19 protein-coding genes and 2 pseudogenes are annotated in these 17,468 nt (G+C 56.8%); 15 read left to right on the top strand and 6 right to left on the bottom strand.

Annotation, left to right across the window (positions count from 1 at the left end; genetic code table 11):
* The first annotated feature begins 8 nt into the window (after nucleotides 1-8).
* From AB1E33_RS29035 to AB1E33_RS28970, 14 genes and pseudogenes are all read left to right on the top strand, one after another.
* A complete protein-coding gene (locus AB1E33_RS29035) occupies nucleotides 9-1,043 on the top strand; it encodes a sugar ABC transporter substrate-binding protein (protein WP_372580707.1) in 1,035 nt (344 codons plus the stop codon).
* A gap of 87 nt (nucleotides 1,044-1,130) precedes the next feature.
* A complete protein-coding gene (locus AB1E33_RS29030) occupies nucleotides 1,131-2,654 on the top strand; it encodes a sugar ABC transporter ATP-binding protein (RefSeq protein ID WP_372580706.1) in 1,524 nt (507 codons plus the stop codon).
* Nucleotides 2,651-3,652 (top strand): ABC transporter permease, encoded by a 1,002-nt coding sequence (locus AB1E33_RS29025; protein ID WP_372580705.1) that lies wholly within the window; start codon nucleotides 2,651-2,653, stop codon nucleotides 3,650-3,652. Before AB1E33_RS29030 ends, AB1E33_RS29025 begins: the two co-directional genes overlap by 4 nt.
* A gap of 1 nt (nucleotide 3,653) precedes the next feature.
* Nucleotides 3,654-4,442: an SDR family NAD(P)-dependent oxidoreductase gene (locus tag AB1E33_RS29020; protein WP_372580704.1), complete on the top strand. Its 789-nt coding sequence runs from the start codon at nucleotides 3,654-3,656 to the stop codon at nucleotides 4,440-4,442.
* A 22-nt stretch (nucleotides 4,443-4,464) separates the two neighbouring features.
* Entirely contained in the window at nucleotides 4,465-4,959 is a 495-nt protein-coding gene (locus AB1E33_RS29015) for a lactoylglutathione lyase family protein (protein WP_372580703.1), read from the top strand.
* The gene (locus tag AB1E33_RS29010) at nucleotides 4,952-5,983 is read left to right on the top strand and encodes a C-terminal binding protein (RefSeq protein WP_372580702.1); all 1,032 of its coding nucleotides are present in this window, start codon (nucleotides 4,952-4,954) and stop codon (nucleotides 5,981-5,983) included. Before AB1E33_RS29015 ends, AB1E33_RS29010 begins: the two co-directional genes overlap by 8 nt.
* 12 nt (nucleotides 5,984-5,995) lie before the next feature.
* Entirely contained in the window at nucleotides 5,996-6,685 is a 690-nt protein-coding gene (locus AB1E33_RS29005) for an RraA family protein (RefSeq protein ID WP_372580701.1), read from the top strand.
* Nucleotides 6,666-7,586, top strand: a complete 921-nt coding sequence (locus AB1E33_RS29000; RefSeq protein ID WP_372580700.1) for a 2-dehydro-3-deoxygalactonokinase — start codon at nucleotides 6,666-6,668, stop codon at nucleotides 7,584-7,586. The genes AB1E33_RS29005 and AB1E33_RS29000 overlap by 20 nt, the downstream gene beginning before the upstream one ends.
* A complete protein-coding gene (locus tag AB1E33_RS28995; protein ID WP_372580699.1) occupies nucleotides 7,583-8,209 on the top strand; it encodes a 2-dehydro-3-deoxy-6-phosphogalactonate aldolase in 627 nt (208 codons plus the stop codon). Before AB1E33_RS29000 ends, AB1E33_RS28995 begins: the two co-directional genes overlap by 4 nt.
* Entirely contained in the window at nucleotides 8,206-8,907 is a 702-nt protein-coding gene (locus tag AB1E33_RS28990) for an SDR family NAD(P)-dependent oxidoreductase (RefSeq protein WP_372580698.1), read from the top strand. The genes AB1E33_RS28995 and AB1E33_RS28990 overlap by 4 nt, the downstream gene beginning before the upstream one ends.
* Nucleotides 8,908-8,916: 9 nt before the next feature.
* The gene (locus AB1E33_RS28985) at nucleotides 8,917-9,435 is read left to right on the top strand and encodes a 2,4'-dihydroxyacetophenone dioxygenase family protein (protein WP_372580697.1); all 519 of its coding nucleotides are present in this window, start codon (nucleotides 8,917-8,919) and stop codon (nucleotides 9,433-9,435) included.
* Entirely contained in the window at nucleotides 9,416-9,829 is a 414-nt protein-coding gene (locus AB1E33_RS28980) for a methylglyoxal synthase (protein ID WP_372580696.1), read from the top strand. Before AB1E33_RS28985 ends, AB1E33_RS28980 begins: the two co-directional genes overlap by 20 nt.
* Nucleotides 9,830-9,938: 109 nt before the next feature.
* Nucleotides 9,939-10,561 (top strand): annotated as a pseudogene (locus tag AB1E33_RS28975) (transposase); the annotation flags it as partial.
* Nucleotides 10,562-10,638: 77 nt separating this feature from the next.
* Entirely contained in the window at nucleotides 10,639-10,764 is a 126-nt protein-coding gene (locus AB1E33_RS28970; protein ID WP_372580695.1) for a hypothetical protein, read from the top strand.
* A gap of 932 nt (nucleotides 10,765-11,696) precedes the next feature.
* Here AB1E33_RS28970 and AB1E33_RS28965 read toward each other — a convergent pair.
* From AB1E33_RS28965 to bioB, 6 genes are read right to left on the bottom strand one after another with little or no spacing between them, the layout of a single operon-like run.
* Nucleotides 11,697-12,443, bottom strand: coding sequence for a methyltransferase (locus tag AB1E33_RS28965; RefSeq protein WP_372580694.1), 747 nt, complete (start codon nucleotides 12,441-12,443; stop codon nucleotides 11,697-11,699).
* An 8-nt stretch (nucleotides 12,444-12,451) separates the two neighbouring features.
* Nucleotides 12,452-13,072 carry a pimeloyl-ACP methyl esterase BioG family protein gene (locus tag AB1E33_RS28960; protein ID WP_372580693.1) on the bottom strand — a complete coding sequence of 207 codons (621 nt, stop codon included), beginning with the start codon at nucleotides 13,070-13,072 and terminating at the stop codon, nucleotides 12,452-12,454.
* A complete protein-coding gene (bioA, locus tag AB1E33_RS28955) occupies nucleotides 13,072-14,355 on the bottom strand; it encodes an adenosylmethionine--8-amino-7-oxononanoate transaminase (RefSeq protein ID WP_372580715.1) in 1,284 nt (427 codons plus the stop codon). The genes AB1E33_RS28960 and bioA overlap by 1 nt, the downstream gene beginning before the upstream one ends.
* Nucleotides 14,356-14,360: 5 nt before the next feature.
* Nucleotides 14,361-14,981, bottom strand: a complete 621-nt coding sequence (gene bioD, locus AB1E33_RS28950) for a dethiobiotin synthase (protein ID WP_372580692.1) — start codon at nucleotides 14,979-14,981, stop codon at nucleotides 14,361-14,363.
* The gene (locus AB1E33_RS28945) at nucleotides 14,978-16,111 is read right to left on the bottom strand and encodes an 8-amino-7-oxononanoate synthase (RefSeq protein WP_372580691.1); all 1,134 of its coding nucleotides are present in this window, start codon (nucleotides 16,109-16,111) and stop codon (nucleotides 14,978-14,980) included. The genes bioD and AB1E33_RS28945 overlap by 4 nt, the downstream gene beginning before the upstream one ends.
* Nucleotides 16,108-17,088: a biotin synthase BioB gene (gene bioB, locus AB1E33_RS28940; RefSeq protein ID WP_372580690.1), complete on the bottom strand. Its 981-nt coding sequence runs from the start codon at nucleotides 17,086-17,088 to the stop codon at nucleotides 16,108-16,110. Before bioB ends, AB1E33_RS28945 begins: the two co-directional genes overlap by 4 nt.
* A 270-nt stretch (nucleotides 17,089-17,358) precedes the next feature.
* Here bioB and AB1E33_RS28935 point away from each other — a divergent pair.
* Nucleotides 17,359-17,468 (top strand): annotated as a pseudogene (locus AB1E33_RS28935) (IS5/IS1182 family transposase); the annotation flags it as partial.

Below are 17,468 nucleotides of genomic sequence, written 5' to 3'. Positions count from 1 at the left end.
AAAAAACAATGTTGAAAACGCTTAGAACCACAACGCTTGCCGCGGGCTTCGCCGCGCTTGCCACGGTCACTTTGGCTGAGAACTATCCGACGCCGGTGCCGCTGCAGGACGGGGCACAGGCAGCGATTGATGCGATTGAACCCAAAAATGACACGTTCCGTGTCGCGTATATGCCGCCGGCTACCGAGTTTAACTACTACATCGCCATTGGCGAAGGCATCAAAGCTGTCGCCGCTGAAGCCGGGGTCGACGTTTTCATGCTCGCGCCTCAATCCGGCGCGGATATCAACGGCCAGATGGGTATGATCCAGGATGTGCTGACGCAGGATGTGGATGCGATCATCTTTGGAACGCATGACGAATTCGCCGCAGCACCACTGCTTAAGCAAGCCGTCGACAAGGGCATGGCCGTGTTGATGATCAACTCGGACATCCCGAACTTCCCGACTCCGATCCACGGTGTTGTCGGGTACTCTCAGCGCAATGGTACTCATGCCATCGCTGATTGGGCCATCGAGACCTATGGAGATCAGCCGTTGAAGGTCGGCATCATCGAAGGGCAGCCTGGCTATCACTCGACCGAACGTGTCGGCGGCTTCCTTGACGGCATTGATGGCAACGAAAACTTCGAAGTCGTAGTGTCCATTGACGGCAAATGGAACGTCGAAGGCGGCAACACTGCTGGCATGGATATCCTGCAGTCGAACCCCGATCTCGACATGATCTTTGCGGCGAACGACTACATGATCATTGGGGCATCCTTTGCTGCGAAAGCACTTGGCCGCAATGACATCGTTCTTTTGGGCAACGACGGCGACACGTCTGGTCTCGAAGAAATCGCGGCAGGTAACATAACGGCGACCGTCAACACCTCGCCATTCCTCATGGGTAAGGCGGCAATGCACGCGACCATTGACGCGCTCAACGGGTCATATCCCGGCGGCTGGATCGAAACACCCACATCGATTGAGGACAAAGACGGCGCGATCAGCGTGTTGCAAGAGCCTGAAAAGCTCTTCCCGCAACCGTCAAAAGAGTACTGAGCTTACTCCCCTGCTTCCCGGTGGCACGTAGGCGTGTTGCCGGGGCGCAATTCAACCGAAATTGACATTCATGTCGAGGCAATCGCGATGACACCCGCAACACCCCTTTGGGAGTTCGCCGATATCACCAAGGCCTATCCCGGTGTTTTGGCGAACGACAAGGTCTGCATCCGGCTGATGCCCGGCTCGATCCATGGTTTGTTGGGCGAAAACGGATGTGGCAAGTCCACAATGATCAAGACACTGTCCGGCGTACAGCAACCCGACAGCGGCCAAATCCTGCACAATGGCAAGGCAGTCACGATCAGCGACCCGCAGGCCGCGCGTGATCTTGGTATCGCGACCGTATTCCAGGAATTCTCGATCGTTCCGACCTTGTCGGTAGGCGAGAATATCTTTCTTGGCAATATGCCCCTGTCGCGCTTTGGTGTGATCGACTGGGCCAAAGTCCACGACGAAGCTGCCAGCGTTTTGGCGGAAATGGATGTCGATGTTTCACCCGACACCATCACCAGTACGCTTTCGGTGGGTGAGCAACAGTTGGTTGAGATCGCCAAGGCCATCGCGATGGATGCCCGCATGATCATCCTTGATGAGCCGACGGCGGCTCTGGGCGAGGATGAGATCGAGCGCCTGCACCAGCTTTTACGCAATATGCGCGAGCGTGGCACCGCCATACTTTATGTTTCACACAGACTGGATGAGGTTGAGAGGATCGTCGATGAAGTGACGATCCTGCGCAACGGTTGCGTCGTGCGCGCAAGCGGCGAGACTAAGATCAATGTTTCTGAAATTGTCAGCGCCATGGTTGGTGAAGACATTGGTGAGCACTATCCCAAAGAGCAAAACGCCACCGAGGATGTCGTGCTGGAGGCGTCCGGTCTGGCTACAAATTCAGGTGTGAAGGACGTTTCGTTTTCGCTGCATCGTGGCGAAGTTCTAGGCTTGGGTGGCGTTTTGGGCAGCGGCCGCACAGAGATTGCGCGCGCACTGTTCGGGACCGACGAATTGATTGCCGGGCAGATAACGCTGAAGGGCGATCCGGTTCGCTTCCGCCGGGAGATCGACGCGATCCGTGCTGGTTTGGCCCTCGTTCCTGAGAACCGAAAGTTTGACGGGTTGTTCTTCAACTTCCGCGCAAGCGGGAATGTCACGGCGGCCTCCCTTGGCGGGTTGAGCAGATTCGGGGTTCTGAACCTCAAGGCTGAAGAGCAAGCCACCCATGACCTGATACGCGATCTGGAAATCTCTACTCAGGCCGAGGAAAAGACGGTCAACTTCCTATCGGGGGGCAATCAGCAGAAGATCGTGATCGCGCGCTGGCTGTTCTCAGCCTCGGAAATCCTGATCCTCGATGAACCGACGCAAGGGATCGATATCGGCGCCAAGATCGCCGTCTATAACCTGATAAACAGGCTAACCCGTGCTGGAAAGTCGATCATCCTGATCAGCTCGGACCATGATGAGTTGCTGGCGATGAGTGACCGGATTGCCGTCGTGCAGCATGGCACGATCGCACGCACGGTCGATGCATCCGACCTTACTCATGACGATCTTGTGCGCGCTTCCGCCGACATCCCCCATTCCAAGCCTGAGGAGGCTTTCGCATGAAGCGAATATTTGACACCCAATTAATCGGGCCATTTGCGGCCATGGTAATCGTCGCCCTGATCGTGGCACTCACGACGGAGCGTTTCCTGAACCCCGGCAACCTATCGAACCTGTCCCTTCAAGTGAGTATCGTGGCATTGATCGCAATCGGCTCCACAATTGTGATTTTCGCCGCTGGCATTGATCTGAGTTCCGGATCGATGGTGGCCTTGCTGACCATGATCCTTGCGCAGATGTTGAAATTCATCGGTATTCCGTTGGTGTTGGCGCTGCCACTCATTCTCTTCATTGGCGGATTGCTCGGTCTCTTCATCGGGTTGATTACCGCCTATGGGCGTATTCCGTCGTTCATCACGACACTCGCAGCATTGATAGCCTTCCGAGGCCTTGCGCTGACCTTCAACAATGGCTCGCCGATCTTTTCGCTTGATCCCGCGCTAGAGCCGATCTTTTACGGAAAGCTGTTCGGTGTTCCGTTGCCGTTCTTCTACCTCGTGGTCTTCTATGGCCTTGCCGCGTTCACGATGAACTTCACAAAACTCGGCCGCGAGATTTATGCCGTGGGTGGCAACCCAGCAGCAGCCGTTCTGACGGGCATCAACGTGCGTAAGGTCCAGACGACGACGTTTGTCATCGCGGGCTTCATGACAGCGGTCGGGGCAATCCTGATGTCGGCGCGCCTCAATTCGGGTTCGCCCAACTATGGTCAGACGCTGGAACTGCAGGCCATTGCCGCTGCCGTGGTTGGCGGGGCCAGTCTTGCAGGTGGTCGTGGCAACATCCTTGCCACGCTGATGGGAGCGATGACCATCGTAATTGTCCAGAATGGCCTGAACCTGAACGCGGCGCCGTCTTCCGTTCAGAACATCGTGCTGGGCCTGATCATCTTGATGGCCGTTGGCATCGACATGTGGCGCGCGGAAATATCGACCCTAATGGGGCGTATATTCGGTCGCTCTTCGTCGCAGCAATCATCAAACGTTAAGAAGGAGGCCTGAGATGGATCTGGGACTTAAGGATAAGCTAGTCCTGGTGACAGGTTCAGGTTCCGGTATCGGCAAAGCCACTGCCCGGGTCTACCTCGAGGAAGGTGCGCGGGTCATCGTACATGGTCTGACCGAAGCGGAGGTGACCGCCTGTGTCGACGACTTGTCATCTCTGGGCAAGGTTGAAGGCGTTGCAGCGGATCTTACCAAACCCGCTGATGCAGCAGTGCTGGCGGAATTCGCGAAAGCGCGAGGTGCGGTTGATGTCCTTGTGAACAATGTAGGCATCTTTTCGGTCAAACCGTTCGAGGATCTCACCGATGACGACTGGATGCATTACTTCAACATCAATGTTCTGTCCGCCGTTCGGATGAGCCGGATTTTCCTGCCTGATATGCTTGGCCGAGACCAGGGATCCATCATCAATATGGCCAGCGAAGCAGCGGTCAAACCACTACCCCAGATGGTGCATTACTCTGTCACTAAGACTGCCATGTTAGGTCTCACACGTGGCATGGCAGAGCTGACAAAGGGGACGAAAGTCCGGGTTAACTCGATCCTGCCCGGTCCAACCTGGACCGAAGGTGTCGAGGCCTATTTTGATGGCCTCGCTGATCAAAAGGGTCAGCCGCTCGACACGATCGTGGACAATTACTTCAAATCGGATGAGCCCACGTCGCTCATCCAACGCTTCGTCCAACCAGACGAAGTCGCCCGCATGATCGTCACGATCTCGGCCAGCACAGCCTCCAATGGTTCTGCGCACCGAATCGAAGGCGGCATCGTTCGTAACATTCTTTAACTGCTAACAGAAGGAGCCTGCCATGGCCGCTCTTACATTCTCTCATATCGGCATCACGGTTCCAGACCTGGAAAAAGCCGTGGAGTTCTATTCCAAGGCATTCGGACTCTACGTGTTGATGGAGCCAACCGAAATCCTGCATGACGAAAGTTCCATCGGTCAGATGTGCGACGATGTGTTCGGAGAAGGCTGGGGAAGCTTCCGCATCGCACATTTGTCGATGGGCGATGGTGTCGGCATCGAGTTGTTCGAATTCCCGAAAACCGTCGAAGAGGAACGCCCGTTTGAATACTGGCGGCGCGGCTTGTTCCATTTCTGCGTGCAGGACGAGGATCTGGAAGGCCGCATCAAGGTAATTGAAGATCTAGGTGGCCGCCAGCGCATGCAACAGGTGCGCAAGTATTACCCCGGCGAAAAGCCCTATCGCATGGTCTATATGGAAGACCCTTTTGGCAACATTTTCGAGCTCTACAGCCACTCGTACGAACTGACCTATTCGGCGGGTGCCTATGACTGATCGCGCCAGCATTCCTCCTAGAACGGACAAACCCAAGGTCGTGATCACAGACTACGATTTTGGTGATGTCGCCGTTGAATCGGAAATCCTGGAAGCCGCTGGTGCCGAAGTGATCGCGCTTCAGGCCAAGCGTCAGGAAGACCTGTTCGATGTCGCTCCGCATTGTGCTGCGATGATGAATCAATATGCCCGGATCGGGAAAGAAACGATCACGCGAATGAAGAAATGCGAGGTCATCGCGCGGTATGGCGTTGGCGTGGATATCGTTGATGTCGGTACGGCGACGGACAAAGGCATTCTGGTCACCAACGTGCAGAACTACTGTACCGAGGAGGTCGCCGATCACGCGATTGCCCTTTGGCTCACCTTGGCCCGCAAGCTGCCCGACTATGATCGGGCCACCCATGCGGGGGTCTGGCAATGGCAAAGCGGGCAGCCAGTTTACCGGTTACGCGGGCGCACGATGGGTGTCGTCTCGCTGGGTAAGATCGGACAAGCCATCGTGGCTCGGGCGCAATCCTTCGGGGTCACCGTCATTGCGTATGATCCGTTTTTGCCACGAGAGATCGCCGTGAAACTTGGGGTCGAGCTAGTGAACAAGCCCGAATTGCTGGCAAGGTCCGACTATATCCTCATGCAGGCACCGATGACGCCGGACACGCATCATTTTCTGTCTGATGCCGAATTCTCGACCATGAAACCGGGCGCGATCCTTGTGAACACGGGACGCGGGCCTACGGTCGACAACAAGGCGCTGTTCCGCGCGCTAACCGAGGGTCATTTGGCCGCAGCCGGGCTAGACGACCCCGAAGAAGAGCCGGCCAAGCGCGCCAACTGGACGCCCGATGACAACCCGCTATTCAAGTTGCCCAACGTCCTCGTGACACCGCACGCAGCCTATTATTCCGAGGAATCCATACACGCGGCGCGCGTCATCGCGGCCACACAGGTGGCCAAGGTCCTCACGGGGCAAAGACCCGATTACACGGTCAATGCAGAAGCCTTGGCCGTATCAACCGCATAACAGGAGAAAAGAATGCCAGACGTTAGCACCGACCTCAGGGTTTTTAATGACTTTGAAAGAAACCCGGAACTACTCAAGAAATTCGACAAGGTGTTAGGGGCCTATTCTGCCGCAGCCATCTTTGCCGATGTGCAGTACCGTACAGGTGTGATGGACAGTGCCATCAAACCCGCCTTTCGCGCAAAAGTTACGGGCCAGGCCGTGACTGTGCAGCTATCAAAGGGCGATCTGGTCGATCCTTTGAAGGCGCTTGAAATGGGCCAGCCCGGCGACGTCATCGTTGTGGATGCGGGTGGCGACCTCAACACATCGGTCTGCGGTGGCCTTATGGGCGGACTGGCCCAGAACCGCGGAATCCGTGGCATGATCGTTGACGGGACCGGGCGCGACACAGACGAGCTGGAAGACATCAACTGGCCAATTTGGACGCGGGCGATCACCCCACGTGGCACGCACACGATGTTCTCGGGGCGCAAGGAAGAGCTCTCGATTAATGTGCCAATCGCCTGTGGTGGTGTGGTCGTGAACCCCGGAGATTTTATCGTAGCCGACTTGATGGGTGTCGTTGTTATCCCACAAGAACTGGCCGAAGAAACTGTGCGCCTTGCGCAGGAACAGGCCGATCGCGAGGAGGAAACCCGCAAATGGGTGGCCAAGGGCAAAACTGTCGAGGATCTGCTGAATGAATTCGGTCGCATCTGAACCGGCTCTGATCGGCGTCGATTGGGGTACATCTTCGCTTCGTGCATTTCTTATTGGCACGGAGGGTGAGGTGATTGACGGGGTCTCGTCGCCTGAAGGAATCATGCAGGTTGCGGGGCAAACCTTTGAAGCGGTCCTTGATCGTCTCATCGGCCCTTGGGTGGCCAAGTCAAACCTGCCGATCCTGGCATCTGGAATGATCACCAGTCGCAATGGCTGGGTTGAAACGCGCTATGCCGAAATGCCGCTTGGCGCGGGCGGTCTTGCGCGGGCTCTGGTCCCCCACGAAGCAACCAGCGGAGCACGCATTCACTTTGTGACAGGCGCATCGACCGAACACGCTGGAGGACCGGACGTAATGCGTGGCGAAGAGACCCAGATCATCGGGGCCTCTTCGCTCGGCTTAAGCGAAGGCACATTCGTGATGCCGGGGACTCACAGCAAATGGGTTCAGGTCGCGGACGGGAAAATCGTGGATTTTTCAACCTACATGACGGGTGAAATCTTCTCTGCGCTGAAAGGACATACAATCCTTGGGACCTTGATGAAGGACGATACCTTCAGTGAAGAGGCATTTGTGATGGGTGTCAAAGCGGGCCTCGATGGAGCGTCGAACCTGCTGCACAGCCTGTTTCATGTCCGGACGCTTCCTCTCATGGGCAAAATCCCAAAGGTCGCCACAGCAGACTACATGTCCGGTTTGTTGATCGGTACCGAGGTCGCGGCCGCGACTTGCGAGGTGGAAGATATCGGTACAATCACTGTTGTGGGACGTAACGATTTGTCAGACCGATATGAAATTGCACTTCGAATTGCCGGTTTTAAAAGCCGCCACGCGCCAGATGATATCGTGGCCAAGGGGCATTTCCTGATCGCACGCGCTGCGGGGTTGGTTGAATGATCGACCTAACCGCAGCCCTTGCCGCAAATCCTCTGATTGCGATATTGCGGGGGCTGGAACCAGAAAATGCGCTCCCGGTATCTGATGTACTGTTCGAGGCAGGATTTCGGATGATCGAAGTGCCGCTCAACTCGCCGGACCCGCTGGAATCGATTTCGCAGATCGTTGCGAAGCATGGCGCACAAGCCATCGTCGGCGCGGGCACAGTATTGACGGTGGATCAGGTTGCGACAGTTGCAAATGCGGGTGGGCGGATCATCGTGTCGCCCAATATGAACCCCGATGTCGGGCGCGCAGCTGTCGCGCGCGGGCTGTACTGGTGTCCAGGCGTTATGACTCCCTCCGAGGCTTTTGCTGCATTGGATATCGGAGCCTCGGTGCTCAAGTTCTTTCCGGCGGAAATGGTGCCGCCTGCGGCGATAGCGGCCTTGCGCGCCGTATTGCCTGCAGACGCTGTAGTCGCGGCGGTAGGAGGAATAACGCCGGATACGATGGCCCCGTATCATGCCGTCGGCGTCATTGGGTACGGGCTTGGGTCTGCACTGTTCAAACCGGGTTATACATTGGATGATATCGGCAGGCGTGCGCGCGCCTTCACCAGTGTATTGGAGGAACTCGGATGAAACAGGCCCTTGTCACGGGCGGTACGCGAGGGATCGGTGCGGGTGTTTCGCGGTCGCTGGCCGAGGCAGGTTGGTCCGTCATCGCCGCATCCGCGACCCAATCCGAGTTGGATGCGTTCGACCCTCAGGACGGGATCAAAGTGCAGCTTCTGGATGTCACCGATCAGGCATCTCTTGATGCAGTGTTTAGCGGCCTTACACGTCTCGATGCTTTGGTGAACTGCGCAGGTATTCTTCTGCGTGGCGAAGAATACGACATCGACGTGTTTGCCAAGGTGCTTGATGTGAATCTGACCGGCACGATGCGCTGCTGCCTCGCCGCGCATCCTTTTCTGGTGGAAACAGGTGGGGCCATCGTCAACACAGCCTCCATGCTCAGCACCTTTGGTGGACCTTTGGTGCCGGCCTATTCAGCTTCAAAAGGCGGTGTGGCACAATTGACCAAGGCCCTGGCAGGTCGCTGGGCCGAAGACGGAATCCGGGTCAATGCCATCGCGCCGGGGTGGATCGAGACAGAGATGACCCAAGGCCTTCGGGAAGACCCGGAGAGAACGGCGGGGATCATGGCGCGCACGCCAATGAAACGTTGGGGAAAACCAGAAGAGGTTGGCGCGCTTGTGCAATGGCTTCTGAGTGAAAACGCCAGCTTTGTCACCGGATCGGTCTATCCGATCGATGGCGGCTATCTTGCGATGTGAGGAAAACCAATGAAAGACGACGAAACCGCGCGAATGCCTTATCAGTTGCCCTTCCCCAAGGATGCGCAAGAAGAGATCGTGATCCCGAATGCCATGAGCGAGGACGAAAGGCTATGGGTTCCTCAGGCGGAAAATGTATGGTTTCGACCGCTCTGCCTGAACCGCTCACAGGGCTATTGGATGAACCTTCTAAAGGTGCGTAGGGCCGGTGTGCTGTCGCGCCACCGTCATCCGCAACCTGTCCACGGCTTCGTTCTCAAGGGGCGTTGGCATTATCTGGAACACGACTGGGTGGCTGAAGAAGGCGGCTATGTATACGAGCCACCGGGCGAGACCCATACGTTGGTCGTGCCAGAAGATGTCGAAGAGATGGTCACCTATTTCCAGGTTAACGGCGTGATGTGCTATGTTGATCCGTGGGGCGAGGTTACCGGCTACGAGGATGTCTTTACCAAGATTGATCTGTGCCGAAAACACTTCGCTGAAGTCGGGCTTGGAGATGATTACGTTGATCAGTTCATCCGATGACGCGCTGCGTTTCGCACTCGTGGCCCATGATGCGCGAAAAGACGAAATAGTTGAATGGGTAGGGCTTCAACAGACCCGCCTGTCCGGATTGCACGTGTTTTCGACGGGAACAACCGGCAGCCGCATAAAAGAGGCATTTCCGGAGCTGAATGTGACCTGCCTAAAAAGCGGTCCGCTCGGAGGTGACCAACAGATCGGTGCTATGATCTGTGAAGAGAAACTGGATGCACTGATTTTTTTTGTCGATCCTCTGTCACCCATGCCGCACGATGTCGATGTTAAGGCTCTGACCCGTCTTGCAACGGTCTATGATCTGCCGATGGCTTGTTCGCGCTCAACCGCTGATCTGATCGTGCAGGGGCTGATTGACGAGGATGCCGACGAGCGTGTGTGATACGCCGTGCGCCGGGATCGCTGATCGGCCAGTCCTGAGAAGGTGTTCTGCCTGAGCCTCCCAATTTGAACGGATCCACCGTTATGTTTAGGAAACGGAGGACCAGAGGATGGCAATCAAGCGACCGAAGCCGGAGGAGATTGTCTCGAAGTTACGGCAGGTTGAAGTTCTGATGGGGCAAGGTCTGCCGCGTCTGGACGCGATCAGACAGATTGGCGTTGTTGAACAAACGTATTACCGCTGGCGCAAGCAATACGTTGGGATCGGCGTAGATCGATTGAAAGAGCTGAACCGGCTACAAACAGAAAATGAGCGGCTGAGGCGTACGTTTTCAGACCTGACGCTCGACAAACTTATCCTGACGGAAGCATCGAGGGGAAACTTCTGAGCCCCGCTCGTCGCCATGCCCGTATCGATCATGTTCGTAGCCGGTTCAAAGTCTCAGAGCGCCGAGTTTGCCGAGTTTTGGGACAGCACCGATCCACGCAAAGACGTGTTCCGCGGGGCTGACCAGATGAAGAACAACTGGTGGCCGACATGATCGAGTTGGCCAGGCAATATGGCAGATACGGCCATCGCCAGGTCGCGGTATTGCTGAGATAGGTCGGATGGTCGGTCAGGGATGGTCGTATCGAACGGTCATGGAAGCGAGAGGGGCTGAAGGCTCCGCATAAGCAACCGAAGAAAGGACGGCTCTGGCTGAACGACGGCTCCTGTGTTCGACTGCGACCAGCCACAATCATGAGATCACAACCGGGCTGGTCAAGGCAAAATCCACACTAAGCTTGCCTTTGGTGGGGCATGCTGAAATGCAGAAATACTTCTCGGAAGGCCTAAAGCTGGGCCGGACCATTGAAACGGATGGTCATGCAAAACTCAGGGGCGGGTTGGAGGCGATCTATACGCCGGGACATACGGCCAATAACATCTGCTAAAGATACGCCTCGCCTCATGGCAATACGTATCTCTTTGTCGGAGACACGCTGTACCCCGACAACGGTGAGTGGAAGGCTTTGGTATTGGTAGGTCACGGCAGTAACAGGAAGACGCTGATCAAGACCCTGGAAAATCTCAAAGTTGTGCAGGCGGACGTGATCATCGCCAGCGTCGTCCTCGAGACCATCAGGTCGCCGAACTGACAAAAAAGAATGGCATACCGATTTGGACGCTGCCATCGCGTCTTTAGTTTGAAACAAGAAGAATCTACACTGATTTTTTCGGAAAATGTCAGACCTGCCAAAACATGAGGATTTGTGGACGTCGGTTTGGCGCGCAACTCCCAAATCGGACAGATACGACATAGCAGAATAGCGCTTCATACCGCCAATCAAGAAGAAGGTATGGCAGGTCATTTTCCCAGGTTCTCAAATTGCTAGTTAGGCTGCAACAGGCGTGAATGGGGCGAACCCGGCACGGTCCGCCAAACTGCGGAAGGACCGAGAAATCGGCTCAGGGAAGCTCAGTTCGGCGAACATTGTCAGGCTCCGTAGATCCGCCAGAGCGGCCAGAGTGTTAAAAGTGACGTCTTTGCATTTCTGAAACTGCGCGGCCATAGGCAGCGCTGCTTCGACTTCGCTTACCAGCCGAGGAGTCTTCGCAAGAGCATTGGCAAGTGTCATTCCAATCCGCTCTGGCATGTTGCTTTCACATGGCTGTCATGACCGCGTGCCAGATGCCGCGCCTGGTCGCTGAAATCAGCAATCTGCAATTGCTATATACTTGACATCTCAACAAGCGTCACACTGCAAAATGGCGACGGCGGGACGACCCGGATCATGCGGCTATTCTGGCCGCCATAATGGACCGTGATGCTGTGCGTGCGCGCGCAGTGATGCAGCGTCATCTGGCGAGGTTGTCGTAAGTCGAATTAGCTTCGTTTGCGAGCGATAATCCAGATCGGGTGATAGGTCAGCGGCACGCCTGCTTCGCCATCGAAACGCCGTGTGTACTCTCTTGAGAACTGCAATAGACAAGATTTGGTCCAGACTTTTTGGGCGCGTCCGTTCACACCGGTGTTCCGCAAATGCCTTAATACCATTTGCGGAGAGGCAAAGTGGATCTGCTGCACGGTTTCCCCGGTTGCCACGATTTCCAGATCCCCTTGCACAGCGGCGATGAGATCGTCGGGCCGGAACAATCCGGGTGCTTTGGCAGAAGACCCGATCTGCGCCAGTTCGCGGTACTGCTCCGGGCCGAACCCGGACACAGCCAACCATCCGCCCGCAGCAAGCGCCGCTGCAGCTCTGCGCAGGAATGCGGCGGGTGCAGGCAGCCATTGGATCATCGAAGCGGATGCGATCAGATCGGGTTGTTTCGGCCATTCGATCTGTTTTGCATCACCGCGTAAGAACATGGCTCTGGCGGCGTCCGCGACAAGCTGTGTTTCGGGCGAAAGATCGTTAACTGTCAGTGTGCCAAAGCTGAACTCCGCGCAGAGCCGCTGTGTCAGGTGGCCGGTGCCAGCGCCCAGCTCTAATGCAGATGTGAAATGCTGCGGCGCGCCGTTGTCGCACAGTTCCTGCACCAGTCGATCGACAACCTGCGCCTGTTGGACAGCGGACTCGTGGTATGTTCCAAAGCTTCGGCTGAAGCTGCGCTGGACGCGATCTGCCATTGGGGCATTCATGCGACCCACTCCGCCCAGCTTTGCCCGGTGCGGAATGGAACATGTGGGCCGGGAATATGCCGAATAGCCTGGTGTTGTTGTTTCCATGCGGTCTCTTGCGCACGTGTTGGAATGATCCAGTCCTGCTTTGGAATCCAGATGCGGTCGAAACGGTGCTCTGGGGCCGGGCCGCGGTTGATCACAGCGTGAAGCTCTGCCCGCGCCATGTCGATATCGATGGTGGGTGCTGGATTTTGCAGACCTGCGCGCCGGCAAAACTTGGCAAAACTGGCGCCGCACAATTTATCTGCCGTTGCGCGGATCATGTCCGGCGCGATACCTTTTTCGGCGTCCGCAGGTGAAAGCGTGCCGCTGACTGCCGTCAGCTGCGCCGGAAGAAATCCGGTCATCGACATCCAATGCGCGGCAGAGGCCACGCCGAAGGAAAAGGCAATGAGATCAACCCGATCATACTGCGCCAGCTCCGGCAGAGGATCGTCCAGGTGGGTATAGTCATCCACCAGCAGTAGATCCATATCCCCCGTCAGGTCGGCAAATGGGGTCGCACCAAGCGCCCAACCCCCGAAGAGTAGGGTCAGTTCTGCTGTATCGGAACGGGTCAACCATTGGCGTTTCATCATGTACCTCCTGCCAACGCCACCATTGCCGCTGTTACGCGGCTCAGCTCATCTGGCGAGATGACATAGGGCGGCATGCAATAGATGTTTCTTGCGAATGGGCGCAACCAGACACCGGTTTCCGGCGCCAGCCTGTGGGCGATGGACGGATCAACCCAGTTCTCCATCTCGATGACCCCGATCGCACCCAGCACGCGAACCTCGGCAACGCCTAGTAGTTCACGTGCTGGTGCCAGTTCCTGTGTAAGCTGGCTGGCGATGTTGCTGACTTCGTCGCGCCAGTTTCTTGCAGAAAGCTGATCAAGGCTGGACATGGCCGCAGCGCAGGCCAAAGGATTGGCCATATAGGTCGGCCCATGCATCAGAACGTTGGCTTCGCTTTCACCAATTCCCGCAGCAATGGATTCTGTCGCGATGGTGGCGGCCATGGTAATGTGCCCACCGGTCAGGGCCTTGCCAAGGCACAGGATGTCCGGAACGACGTTCGCGTGATGCGTCGCGAACAGCGCGCCGGTGCGGCCAAATCCTGTGGCGATCTCGTCAAAGACCAGCAACACCCCATAGGCCTTGCACATCTCATGCGCGCGCTTAAGCCAAACTGGGTGATAGAAATACATGCCCCCCGCACCCTGTACCACGGGCTCAACGATCAGGGCTGCGATCCGATCACTTTTGGACTCCAAGAGCTCTTCCAGAGCGCCCAAACCGTTAAGGGTGGGATTCTCGGGCCAGTCCTGGTCAAACGTGATTTGCGGTCGTGGCAGGAAATGCTGGATCGACAGGGCACCGCGAAATAACCCGTGCATGCCATTGACGGGATCGCAGACACTCATCGCCTTCCAGGTGTCGCCGTGATAGCCGCCGCGAATAGTTGCAAATTCCGTCCGCCCGGCATGGCCCATAGCCATCTGGTACTGAACCGCCATCTTCAGCGCGACCTCGACTGCGACGGAACCGCTGTCGCTATAGAAAATACGATCCAGCCCATCAGGGAGCAAATCAATCAGCTTTCGGCCCAGTTCAATCGCAGGTTCGTGAGTCAGACCGCCAAACATCACATGCGGCATCTGCGCCAGTTGGGCCTGCATCGCACCGATGATGGCCGGGTGACGATGCCCGTGCACAGCACACCACCAGGAGGACATCGCATCGATCATCTTTGTGCCGTCATCCCGGGTCAGCCAAACTCCTTCGGCCTCGGTGATCAGATGCTTCGGGCCGGGGTCCAGCACGTTGGTATACGGGTGCCACAGATGGCGAGCGTCAAAGTCCAGCGGGCTCAGCGGGTTCACAGGAAGCTCCGGATTGTACTGACGTCGATTGCGCCGAATGCTTCAGACAGCGTTTCGCGGGACAAGTCATCTATCTGCGGCAACCGGCCCAGATGCCGGACCTCGCCCATCTCGACGATGGTTTGTTCCACATCCGGTTCCGCGTCCCCAATGAACGCCACGCCAATCACGGTGCATCCTGCACCACGCAGTGCCATCAGAGAAAGGGTCGTATGATTGATCGTGCCAAGTACCGTGCGCGCCACCAGCACGACAGGGGCCCGCCATTGCGCAAAGAGATTTAGAAAGAAGTGTTCACGGTTCAACGGCACCATGATCCCGCCCGCGCCTTCGACAACCAGCGGCCCTGTCACCTGTGGGAGCGAAAGACAAGACAGGTCGATCTCTACACCCATGTCTTCGGCAGACAGGTGGGGCGAGGCCGGCATGTTGAGCCGGTACGTTTCAGGCAGCACGACCGCCCCTGACAGCACCCCGATAGTTTCGGTATCTGTTACGCCTTCAAGCCCGGATTGCACGGGTTTCCAATAACTGGCGCCAAGTGCTGCGGTCAGCCCGGCGGCGAAAACGGTTTTGCCGACGCCGGTGTCGGTGCCTGCGACGATGAGGGCGCTCATGCGGCCTCTCTTTCGTAATGTGCGAGTGTTTCGAACAGGGCGCTGATGTCGGCCTTGCTGACGTTGCCAGTAATGGAAATTCGAAGTCGCGACGTGCCGCGCGGCACGGTCGGCGGGCGGATACCGCGTATATCGAAGCCCTGCTTCTGCAACACAGCCGCCATGTCCATAGTCTGTGCGTCATCGCCCAGAATGATGGGAATGATCTGGCTGTTCAGGGCATTCTTTGTCAGTCCATTGCGCCTGGCTTCGGCATGGGCATGCTGAATGCGATCGCGCGCAGCGCTGACCAGCCCGCTGTCCGATTGCAGCACGTCAAGCACCGCGCGCACCAGGGCGGCATTGAACGGGGCCGGAGCCGTGGCAAAGATGAAGGTCCGTGCGCGGTTGATCAGGCTGTCAATCATAACCTGAGATCCGCAGATCAGTCCGCCCGAAACCCCCAGGCCCTTGCCGCATGTATGCAATGTCAGCAGCTCGGCCTTTAACCCATGGGCCAGCCCCTTTCCCAATGGACCAAGGACACCGGTAGCATGGGCTTCGTCCACTACAAGAACCGCGTCAAAGTCACGGGCGAGATCTGACAGCTCTTCCAGCGGTCCGATATCACCTTCCATGGAGTAGACGCTTTCCACCGCGATCCAGATTTGACCAGATCCTCCGGCTGATTGCCATTCTGCAATGACCCGCCGCGCAGCGGCGACATCGTTATGGGCGAATTCGCGTGTTTCGGCGCGACCGATGCGCAGGCCTTCACGGGTGCTAGCATGCACCAGTGTATCGTGCAGTACCAGATCTTCGGCCGCAGGCAGAGTGGAAAAGATCGCCTGATTTGCCTGAAACCCACCGCCCATGTACAGCGCGCCCTCCGTGCCGAAGAAAGCTGCAGCTTCTTGTTCCAGTGCTTCGTGCTCAGGGTGGTTGCCCCGCAAAAGGCGTGACCCACCAGAGCCCAGCGGCACTCCACGCTCCAACGCCTGTCGTGCCGCCTGTTCCAGCATCGGTGACTGCGACAGCCCCAAATAGTCATTGGACGCAAAATCCAGACCGCGCCGGGGCGACAGCACCCGGCGGCGATGCCGGTTGTCCAGTACCTCCAACATGGAATTCAGGCGGTCTATTGCCTTCATTCGGCGGCCTCTGTGCCGGTCCGTTCGGTTGCGGTCTCAGCCTGAATGCCAAGCTTGGCAAACAGGATCGCATCGGTGTCTTCTTCGGGGTTTTCTGCGGTCAAGAGAGTTTCACCGACAAAGATCGAGTTTGCCCCGGCCAGAAAGCACATAGCCTGTAACTCATCACTCATCTCACTGCGTCCGGCAGACAGGCGCACATAGGATTGCGGCATCATGATACGCGCGGTGGCAATGACGCGCACAAAGTCAATCGGATCAATCGGTTTAGCGTCGGCCAGAGGTGTATCTTCTTGTGGCATCAGCATGTTGATTGGCACAGAACCGGGGGTTGGCGCCATGTTGGCCAGCGTCACCAGCATATCAACACGGTCCAGAATCTCTTCCCCCATGCCAAGGATACCACCGGAACACACCTTGATCCCGGCGTGCTGAACCCGGTTCATCGTGTCGATCCGATCGGCGAAAGTGCGGGTGGTGATCACCTGGGAATAATATCGTTCGGACGTATCGATATTGTGGTTGTAGTAGTCCAGCCCGGCGTCACGCAGGCGGAGAACCTGATTGTCATCCAGCATGCCAAGGGTCATGCAGGTTTCCATTCCAAGATCACGGACACCCTCGACCATGGCCACAATCGCATCCATATCCCGGTCTTTCGGTTCGCGCCATGCGGCGCCCATGCAAAAACGGGTCGCTCCCCCGTCACGGGCCTTGCGCGCTTCGTTCAGGACACGCTCGACCTCGATCAGCTTCGATGCCGACAGTTTCGAGCCATTTCGAGCAGATTGCGAACAATAGGCGCAGTCCTCGGCGCAGCCACCGGTTTTTATCGACAGCAGCTTGGAAGTCTGGATTCTGTTGGGGTCGAAATTTTCGCGATGCTCTTTCTGAGCGCGAAAGAGCAGATCCATCAAGGGTAGATCATATAGAGCCTGCGCGGCCCCGCGGGTCCAGTGGAGAGGAGTTTTTTTCATATTATTGATAATTTACTCAGGGGTATCCATTGAATGGGTTTATTATCGATAAATCTGGAGACCGCAACTTGAATCTCTCATGCCACCTTTGAACCAAGCAAATACCCGTCAAGAACCGACACAGGCGCGTCGTGCAGCATTGGTTGAAATGGGCTCTTCCGACACCTTCGTCGCGGCTTCGACGAAGGGCCGTTTTGGGTGTTTGGTGGTTTTGTTGCACAAACGGGATGAGGGATTCACTGTGTGAATCCAGCGTGATAGCTGGATGGCATGAGCAGCTGGTCCCCTACGACGTACAAGACCAAGAACTGGCCTTCGTACAACACGGCGCTGAAGCAGCGCGGTTCCTTCTCAATCTGGCTTGATCCCAAGATGCCGTG

This window comes from Ruegeria hyattellae (genome assembly GCF_041537925.1).
GTDB lineage: Bacteria > Pseudomonadota > Alphaproteobacteria > Rhodobacterales > Rhodobacteraceae > Ruegeria_C.
The sequence above is the reverse complement of the archived record's forward strand: the minus strand, read 5'-3'. Positions and strand labels throughout refer to the sequence as shown.